At 76.2% G+C, this 8608-nt stretch carries 8 protein-coding genes; 6 read left to right on the plus strand and 2 right to left on the minus strand.

Annotated features, from left to right (window positions below):
• Positions 1-538: 538 nt before the first annotated feature.
• Positions 539-1321: a YwiC-like family protein gene (locus ABZV78_RS30490; protein ID WP_355644146.1), complete on the minus strand. Its 783-nt coding sequence runs from the start codon at positions 1319-1321 to the stop codon at positions 539-541.
• Positions 1318-1641 (minus strand): cupin domain-containing protein, encoded by a 324-nt coding sequence (locus tag ABZV78_RS30495; protein WP_355644148.1) that lies wholly within the window; start codon positions 1639-1641, stop codon positions 1318-1320. The genes ABZV78_RS30490 and ABZV78_RS30495 overlap by 4 nt, the downstream gene beginning before the upstream one ends.
• 171 nt (positions 1642-1812) lie before the next feature.
• On the opposite strand from ABZV78_RS30495, the gene ABZV78_RS30500 reads away from it, so the two are divergent.
• The 6 genes from ABZV78_RS30500 to ABZV78_RS30525 all read left to right on the plus strand — a co-directional run.
• Positions 1813-3465 carry a carbamoyltransferase C-terminal domain-containing protein gene (locus ABZV78_RS30500; protein WP_355644150.1) on the plus strand — a complete coding sequence of 551 codons (1653 nt, stop codon included), beginning with the start codon at positions 1813-1815 and terminating at the stop codon, positions 3463-3465.
• Positions 3462-4496 (plus strand): glycosyltransferase, encoded by a 1035-nt coding sequence (locus tag ABZV78_RS30505; protein WP_355644152.1) that lies wholly within the window; start codon positions 3462-3464, stop codon positions 4494-4496. Before ABZV78_RS30500 ends, ABZV78_RS30505 begins: the two co-directional genes overlap by 4 nt.
• Complete coding sequence (locus tag ABZV78_RS30510; protein ID WP_355644154.1) at positions 4496-6109, plus strand: HAD-IIIA family hydrolase; 1614 nt, start codon at positions 4496-4498, stop codon at positions 6107-6109. The genes ABZV78_RS30505 and ABZV78_RS30510 overlap by 1 nt, the downstream gene beginning before the upstream one ends.
• Positions 6110-6163: 54 nt before the next feature.
• Entirely contained in the window at positions 6164-7138 is a 975-nt protein-coding gene (locus ABZV78_RS30515; RefSeq protein WP_355644156.1) for a glycosyltransferase, read from the plus strand.
• Complete coding sequence (locus tag ABZV78_RS30520) at positions 7123-8340, plus strand: glycosyltransferase (protein ID WP_355644158.1); 1218 nt, start codon at positions 7123-7125, stop codon at positions 8338-8340. Before ABZV78_RS30515 ends, ABZV78_RS30520 begins: the two co-directional genes overlap by 16 nt.
• Positions 8340-8608, plus strand: a 269-nt coding sequence (locus ABZV78_RS30525) for an SIS domain-containing protein (protein WP_355644160.1), incomplete at its 3' end; no start/stop codon positions are given. The genes ABZV78_RS30520 and ABZV78_RS30525, both read left to right, overlap by 1 nt.

Below are 8608 nucleotides of genomic sequence, written 5' to 3' on the forward strand. Positions count from 1 at the left end.
GCGTGCGCCGCGGGGGCGGCCGGGCCCCCGGTAGCGGTTCGGGGGTGTTCGGCCGGGCTTTGGGGCGCTGGGGCGGGCCCCCCTTCGCGGGGGGGGGGGGGGCGGGCCCCCCCCCCCCCCCGGCCCCGAACCATCCCGGCGAGCCCGTCCTGTGCCGCCCCTCCACCCGGCTCTCGAGACGACGGCCCGACCGCACCTCAATCACGATCACCCTCGGTGAGAACCACCCCACCCCGGCACCCCTGCCCGACCCGCTTTGCTCTGCAGCCATATACGCAACGATCGCGGACAGCTACTGCTGCGTATACGGCTGCAGAGCAAAGGCGGTGGAGGGGTTGGTGGGGGCGGGGAGTCGCGGCGCGCGTTTCCGCTGCTCAGGCAAGGGCGGCTGGCGGGCGACCGCGGAGGCGATGCCAACAGGGTCGTCACGCCTCGTGACCGCGGCCGTCGGAGGCGACAGTCACTCAGCGTCGCAAGCACCGGGCCCAGCGGGCGGCGTCGGGGCACCGGCGGGCCGCAGGCAACCCCGCGTGCCCGGTCAGGCCCAGCGGGTGACCACCGCGGCGAGCACCAGGAGGGTGCCGACCATCTCGATCAGCCCGACCCGCAGCGGGGTGAGCCGCCGGCCGGGCAACACCCCCGCCCGGATCAGCAGCAGCGCGAAGACCGCCGCCACCGCCGGCCCCCATCCGGCGGTCACCGCCACCGCCAGCGCCACCAGGTGGTACGCCAGCGAGGCCCACCGGTACCGGGCGCTCCCCCGCTCCCGGATCATCGTCTTGACGTACAGCACCGTGCCGACCAGGTACGCGCCGACCGCCGCCGCCACCCCGACCAGGTCGACCGGCGGGACCTCGGCGACGGTGGCCACCACGAACACCATGAGCAGGCTCTGCCCCACCGAGGCGAGGTCGTTGAGCAGGGCCCGTTCGCGGCGACGCCGGGCGTGCCCCACGTTGACCGCGAGCAGCGCGGCGTAGAGCGGGACGTAGCCGAGGACGGCGGGGCGGGCGAGCAGCACCGGCGCACCGAGCAGCGCGGTCGCCGCGCCGTAGACCAGCAGCTGTGGGCGTACCCGGTCGGCGCGGCCCGTCTTCACCGCGAGCAGGGCGTAGTAGGAGAACAGGTAACCGGCCAGTCCGACGCCGAGCACGGGCAGGTGCGGCCAGCGCGGGCCGGTCACGCCGACCGCCGCGACGTACGGCAGGAGCAGCATCGCCCAGGCGCCGTGCTGCGGCGGCAGCCAGCGGTGCCGGCGGCCACGCGCCGGTTCGGTGACCGGCCTGGCGCCGTTGGCGCGCAACTGTCGGACGGCGCTCATCCGCGGGCGACCGTGAGCAGCACCACCGCGTCCTCGTCGGCGTGCAGCGCATGGCGGGCGTCCGGAATCACCAGCAGGTCTCCCGCCGAACCCGCCCAGGAGCGGTCCTGGACGACCAGGCGGACCCGTCCGCGCAGCACCTGGAGCGTCGCGTCGCCGGGGCTGGCGTGCTTCGCCAGGGCGTGGCCGGCGACCAGCGCGACCACGGTCTGGCGCAGTCGGGTGCCGCTGTGCACGGTCCGGGCGCTGCGCCCGCTGCCGGTGGCCCGGGCCAGGGTGAGCTGCTCCTCGGTGAGCACGGACAGTGCGAGCGGGGACAAGGAAACACCTCCCGGTCGGATGGTTGCGCCGCTTTGCCCAGCTTCGCCGGTTCCCGCCGCGCCGACCAGGGACTTTGGTCCCGAATCAGAATCTCCACTGGGGAGATTCGACTCCTCGGAGAAGTCGATGATCTACAGGTTAGGTCGTGGTCGCCAGGGTAGGGACCACTCATGCGCGTCCTGGGAATAAACGCGATCTTCCACGACCCCGCGGCGGCCCTGGTGGTCGACGGCCGGGTGGTGGCCGCCGCCGAAGAAGAGCGGTTCAGCCGCCGCAAGCACGGCAAGCGTCCGGTCCCCTTCTCCGCCTGGGAGCTGCCCGAGCTGTCCGCCGCCTGGTGCCTGAGCAGCGCGGGGATCGACGTGGACAGTCTCGACGCGGTGGCGTACTCCTTCGACCCCGGCCTCTGCCGCGACGCCGCCGAGCTGGGCCTGAGCGACCCCTGGGACTGGCTGCGGGTCGACTACGCACGACGGGCGCCGCAGTTCCTCGCCGCCGCCCTGCCCGGGCTCGACCCGGACAGGGTGCGGTTCGTGCCGCACCACGTCGCGCACGCCGCCTCCGCCGGCCTGGCCGCACCGCCGGCCGGCGACGACACCGCGGTGCTGGTGCTCGACGGCCGCGGCGAGGTGGCCAGCCACCTGGCCGGCGTCTACCGCGACGGCCGGCTGTCCCCGCTGCGCTCCCAGCAGCTCCCCCACTCGCTCGGCCTGCTCTACGAGGACCTCACCCGGCACCTGGGCTTCCTGCACTCCAGCGACGAGTACAAGGTGATGGCGCTGGCCTCCTACGGGCAGCCCCGGCATCTGGGCCTGCTCCGCGACCTGGTCCGGGTCACCGACGACGGTGGCTTCCAGGTCGAGCGGATCGACTGGGCCGGCATGGCCAAGGCGGTCGCCGCCGGCGGCGAGCTGACCGAGGACCATGCCGACCTCGCGTCCAGCGTCCAGGCCCGGCTCGAGGAGGTCGTCCTCGACCTGTCCCGCTGGCTGTACGACGCCTCGGGCGGCGCCAGCACCCTCGCCATGGCCGGAGGGGTGGCGCTCAACTGCGTGGCCAACGCCCGGCTCGCGGCCGAGGGGCCGTACCGGGACGTCTGGGTGCAGCCGGCGGCCGGCGACGCGGGCACCGCGCTCGGCGCGGCGCTGCACGTGGCCGGCGAGCTGGGCGACCGGTCCACCCCGATGGCCGGCGCGGACCTGGGCCGGGGCTGGTCGGACGAGGAGCTGGAGGCCGAGCTGCGCCGGGCGGCGCTGCCGTACACCCGGCCGGCGTCGATCGCCGCCGAGGCGGCCCGGGTGCTCGCCGAGAACGGCATCGTCGCCTGGTACCAGGGGCGCAGCGAGTACGGCCCGCGGGCGCTCGGCCACCGGTCGCTGCTGGCCCACCCCGGCGACCCGGACACCACCCGCCGGATGAACGACGTGAAGGGCCGCGAGCAGTTCCGGCCGATCGCCCCGATGGTCCGCGCGGAGCGCTTCGCGGAGCTCTTCGACGGGGTCTACCCCAGCCCGTACATGCTCTTCGTGCACCGGGTGAAGCCGGAGTGGCGGGACCGAATCCCGGCGGTCACCCACGTCGACGGGACCGCCCGGGTGCAGACCGTGCACCCGGAGACCGAGCCGGTGGTGGCCGAGCTGCTGGCCGAGTTCGAGCGGCGCACCGGGCTGCCCGTGGTGGTGAACACCTCGCTGAACACGGCCGGGCGGCCCATGGTGGACACGCCGCGCGAGGCCATGGAGCTGTTCGGCTCCGCTCCGGTGGACCTGCTCGCCCTCGGCCCGTTCGCGGTGCACCGCCGGGCGCTGGGCGGTGCCCGGTGATCAGCCTGGTGGTGCCCACGCTGGGGCGGCCGAGCCTGGCCACCCTGCTGGACGCCCTGGCCGGTCAGCTCGGCGAGCTGCCCGGTGCCGAGCTGCTGCTGGTCGACGACCGGCGCGACGACACCGGGGAACTCTCGGTGCCGGGCGCGCTGGCGACGTACACGAAGGTGCTGACCGGGCGGGGCGCGGGCCCGGCGGCGGCCCGCAACCTGGGCTGGTGGGCCGCGCGCGGCGAGTGGGTGGTCTTCCTCGACGACGACGTGGTGCCGGCACCGGACTGGGCCCGGCGGCTGCGCGCCGACCTCGCGGTGCCCGACCGGGTCGGCGGCGTGCAGGGGGTCGTGGAGGTTCCGCTGCCCGGGCGCCGCCGCCCCACCGACTGGGAACGCGGCACCGCGGGCCTGGCCGACGGCCGGTGGATCACCGCCGACATGGCCTACCGCCGGGCGGCCCTGATCGCCGTCGGCGGCTTCGACGAGCGTTTCCCCCGCGCCTACCGGGAGGACGCCGAGCTGGCCCACCGGGTCCGGCGCGGCTGCTGGCACCTGGTCCGCGGCCGGCGGCGGGTGACCCATCCGGTCCGCCCGGAGAGCCGCTGGGTCAGCCTGCGGACCCAGCGCGGCAACGCCGACGACGCGCTGCTGCGCCGGCTCTACGGCCGGACCTGGCGCGCCGAGCTCGACCTGCCCCCGGGGCGGCGCACCCAGCACGTGGCGGTCGCCATGGCCGGCACGGCGGCGCTGGCCGCCACGGCGCTGCGCGCCGCTCCCCTGCGCTCCGACCGCGCCCGGCGGACGCTCGGCGTGCTCGGCGGTCTGGCCGCGCTCGGCTGGGCGGCCGGCACCGCCGAGTTCACCAGGGACCGCGTCGCGCCCGGCCCACGCACCCCCGACGAGGTCGCCACCATGCTGGTGACCAGCGCGCTCATCCCGCCACTCGCGGTCGTCCACTGGGTACGCGGCTGGTGGCGCGCCCGCGCCGTCCCCGCGGGGGCCCTGGTCACCGCGGACGGGCCCGGGGCGGAGAGTTGATGTTTACTTCCTTGCCCCAGGGCAACTGGTCGGACATGACTCCCCCGGGGCCCGCCCTCTACGACGCGGTGCTGCTCGATCGCGACGGCACCCTGGTCGAGGACGTGCCCTACAACGGCGACCCGGAGAAGGTCCGGCCGCTGCCCGGCGCGCGGGAGGCGCTGGACCGGCTGCGCGCGGCCGGGCTCCGGCTGGCCGTGGTGACCAACCAGTCCGGGCTGGCCCGGGGGTACTTCACCGAGCGGCAGATGCACGCGGTGCACGCCCGGATCGAGGAGCTGCTCGGCCCCGTCGACCACTGGGCGATCTGCCCGCACGACGACACCGACGGCTGCGCCTGCCGGAAGCCGGCCCCCGGGCTGGTGCACGAGGCCGCCCGGGCGCTCGGCACCACGCCGTCCCGCTGCGTGCTGGTCGGCGACATCGGCCGCGACATGGCCGCCGCCCTCGCCGCCGGCGCCACCGGGATCCTGGTGCCCACCCCGGTCACCCGCCCCGAGGAGGTCGACGAGGCGCCGGCCGTCGCCCGCGACCTGCCCGGCGCGGTGGCCGAGATCCTGCGCCGGGACCGGGCGGTACGGCCCGTTGTGCCGCGGCCCGGCCGGGCCGGCACGGTGCTCGTGGTGCGCAGCGACTCGGCCGGCGACGTGCTGGTCACCGGCCCCGGGATCCGCGCGGTGGCGGCCGGGGCGGAACGGGTGGTGCTGCTCTGCGGGCCACGCGGCCGGGCAGCGGCGGAGCTGCTGCCCGGCGTCGACGAGCTGATCGAGTGGCGGTTGCCCTGGATCGACGGGTCCCCCGGGCCGGTCGACGGCGAGGACATGCGCCGGCTCACCGCCCGGCTGGCCGCGGTGGGGGCCGACGAGGCGGTCGTCTTCACCTCCTTCCACCAGTCGCCGCTCCCCCTCGCCCTGCTGCTGCGGATGGCCGGCGTCCCAAGGATCAGCGCGATCAGCGACGACTACCCCGGGTCCCTGCTGGACGTCCGGCACCGGGTGCCGGTCGGGGTGCCCGAACCGGAGCGGGCGCTCTCGCTGGCCGCGGCGGCCGGCTTCGCCCTGCCCGCCGGCGACGAGCCGGCGCTGCGGCTCCGCGCCGACCTGCCCGCGCCGGCCGTCGACCTGCCCGCCGGCGGCTACCTGGTGGTGCATCCCGGCTCGTCGGCGCCGGCCCGGGCCTGCCCACCCGAGCGCTGCGCCGAGATCGTGGCCGCCCTCGCGGCCGACGGGCACCGGGTGCTGGTCACCGGCGGGCCCGCCGAGCGGGAGCTGACCGCCCGGGTCGCCGCTGCCGGCGGCACCGACCTCGGCGGCGCGACCGACCTGGCCGGACTCGCCCGGATCGTCGCCGGCGCCCGCTGCCTGGTGGCCGGCAACACCGGGCCGGCCCACCTCGCCGCCGCCGTCGGCACCCCGGTGGTCAGTCTCTTCGCCCCGACCGTCCCGTTCGGACAGTGGGGGCCCTACCGGGTGCCCACGGTCCGGCTCGGCGACGCCGGTGCGGCCTGCCGGGACACCCGGGCGGCCGTCTGCCCGGTCGCCGGGCACCCCTGCCTCAGCGGCGTCGACCCGGCCCGGGTGGTCGCCGCCGTCCGCCGGCTCGTCCCCGGCTGAGCCCAGCGTCACCGTCCCCGCTCCGCCCCCGCACCGTCGCCCACGAGGAGAGAGATGAACGTTCTGCTGTGGCACGTGCACGGCTCCTGGACGACGTCGTTCGTGCATGGGAGACACCGGTACCTGGTGCCGGTCACGCCCGACCGCGGCCCGTACGGGCTGGGTCGGGCGCGGACCTACACCTGGCCGGAGAACGCCGTCGAGGTGACCCCGGAGGAGCTGGGGCGGACCGAGGTCGACCTGGTGATCCTGCAACGGCCCGAGGAGCTGGAGCTGGCCGAAAAGTGGCTGGGCCGCCGCCCCGGCCGGGACGTGCCGGCGATCTACGTCGAGCACAACACCCCGAAGGGCGACGTGCCGAACACCCGCCACCCGATGGCCGACCGGGACGACCTGCTGCTCACCCACGTCACCCATTTCAACGAGCTGTTCTGGGACAACGGCGGCACCCGCACCGCGGTCGTCGAGCACGGCATCGTGCCGCCGGAGGTGGAGTGGACCGGCGAGCTGGACCGGCTGGCCGTGGTCACCAACGAGCCGGTCCGCCGCTGGCGGGTCACCGGCACCGACCTGATGCCGCGCTTCGCCGCGGTCGCCCCGCTGGACGTCTTCGGCATGGGGGTGGCCGGGCTGCCCGACCGGCTCGGGCTGCCGGCGGACCGGTTGGCCGCGCACGACGACCCGCCGCAGGACCGGATGCACGCCGAGGTGGCCCGGCGGCGGGCGTACCTGCACCTGTGCCGGTGGACGTCGCTCGGGCTGAGCCTGATCGAGGCCATGACCATCGGCATGCCGGTGGTCGCGCTGGCCACCACCGAGGCCGTGGACGCCGTGCCGCCCGACGCGGGGGTGCTGTCCACCCGGGTGGACACGCTGGTCGAGGCGGCCCGCTGGCTGGCCGAGGACCGCGACGCCGCGTACCGGCTGGGGGCGCGGGCGCGCGAGGTGACGAAGGAACGCTTCGGGCTCGACCGGTTCCTCGCCGACTGGGACCGGATCATGGAGGAGGAGACATGCGCATCGCGATGATTTCGGAGCACGCCAGCCCGCTCGCCGTCCTCGGCGAGGAGGACGCCGGCGGCCAGAACACCCACGTGGCGGAACTCGCGGCCGCGCTGGTCGGCGAGGGGCACGACGTCCGCGTCTACACCCGCCGCGACTCCACCACCCTGCCCGAGGCCGTGTCCACCGCGGACGGCTACCAGGTGTGCCACGTGCCGGCCGGCCCGGCCCGGCGGGTGCCGAAGGACGAACTGCTGCCGTACATGGGCGAGTTCGGCAGCTGGCTGGCGGACACCTGGCGGCGCGGCGGCTGGACCCCGGACGTGGCGCACGCGCACTTCTGGATGAGCGGGCTGGCCACGGTGCACGCCGGCCGGCGGACCGGGGTGCCGACGGTGCTGACGTACCACGCGCTCGGCACGGTCAAGCGCCGGCACCAGGGCGCGCGGGACACCAGTCCACCAGGGCGGATCGGCTACGAGCGGACGCTCGGCCGGGCCGTGGACCGGGTGGTCGTGCAGTGCGAGGACGAGGTCGCCGAGCTGGTCCGGATGGGGGTGCCCCGGTCCCGGATGGCGCTGGTCCCGTCCGGCGTCAACCAGGCGGTGTTCCGCCCCGACGGCCCGGTCGCCCCGCGCGATCCGGCCCGCCCGCGCATCCTCACCGTCGGCCGGATGGTCGAGCGCAAGGGCTTCCTGGAGGTGGTCCGGGCGCTGCCCGCGGTGCCGGACGCCGAGTGCGTGGTGGTCGGCGGCCCGCCGGCCGACCTGCTCCCCGCCGACTCGTTCGCGCGGCGACTGTCCGCGCTGGCCGAGTCGTGCGGCGTGGCCGACCGGGTGAAGCTGGTCGGCGCGGTGCCGCGCGAGGAGATGGGGCGCTGGTACCGGTCGGCGGACGTGCTGGTCGCCGCCCCCTGGTACGAGCCGTTCGGCCTCACCCCGCTGGAGGGGATGGCCTGCGGCGTGCCGGTGGTCGGCACCAACGTGGGCGGCATCGCGGACACCGTCGTGGACGGGCTCACCGGTGACCTCGTGCCGCCGCGCGACCCCCGCGCGCTCGGCACCGCGCTGCGCCGGCTGCTGGCCGACAAGGTCCGCCGCTTCACGTACGCCACGGCGGCGCTGGACCGGATCCGCAGCCGGTACTCCTGGAAGCGCTGCGCCGAACAGCTCGGCGCGGTCTACGCCACCCTGACCACGGTGTCCCGGCCGGCGCCGGCGGTGGCCTGATGACCCACCACGACACCCTCGACGCCCACCTGTCCGGGCTGGCCGCGGCGCTGCTGCCGTACCGACGGGAGGCCGGGCGGCTGGCAAGCTGGGGCACCGAGCTGGCCTGGACGCTGGCGCGGGGCGGCCGGTTGCTGGTGGCCGGCAACGGCGGCAGCGCCGCCGAGGCCCAACACCTCACCGCCGAACTCGTCGGCAAACTCCGCGACGACCGCGAACCCCTCTCCGCCATCGCCCTGCACGCCGAGACCTCCGCCCTCACCGCCAT

It is taken from the genome of Micromonospora sp. NPDC004540, assembly GCF_040610095.1.
GTDB lineage: Bacteria > Actinomycetota > Actinomycetes > Mycobacteriales > Micromonosporaceae > Micromonospora.

Excerpts from the sequence above, each read along its gene's own strand:
- ABZV78_RS30490 (WP_355644146.1), bottom strand. The coding sequence starts at position 1,321 with ATGAGCGCCGTCCGACAGTTGCGCGCCAACGGCGCCAGGCCGGTCACC.
- ABZV78_RS30500 (WP_355644150.1), top strand. The coding sequence starts at position 1,813 with ATGCGCGTCCTGGGAATAAACGCGATCTTCCACGACCCCGCGGCGGCC.
- ABZV78_RS30510 (WP_355644154.1), top strand. The coding sequence starts at position 4,496 with ATGTTTACTTCCTTGCCCCAGGGCAACTGGTCGGACATGACTCCCCCG.
- ABZV78_RS30515 (WP_355644156.1), top strand. The coding sequence starts at position 6,164 with ATGAACGTTCTGCTGTGGCACGTGCACGGCTCCTGGACGACGTCGTTC.
- ABZV78_RS30520 (WP_355644158.1), top strand. The coding sequence starts at position 7,123 with ATGCGCATCGCGATGATTTCGGAGCACGCCAGCCCGCTCGCCGTCCTC.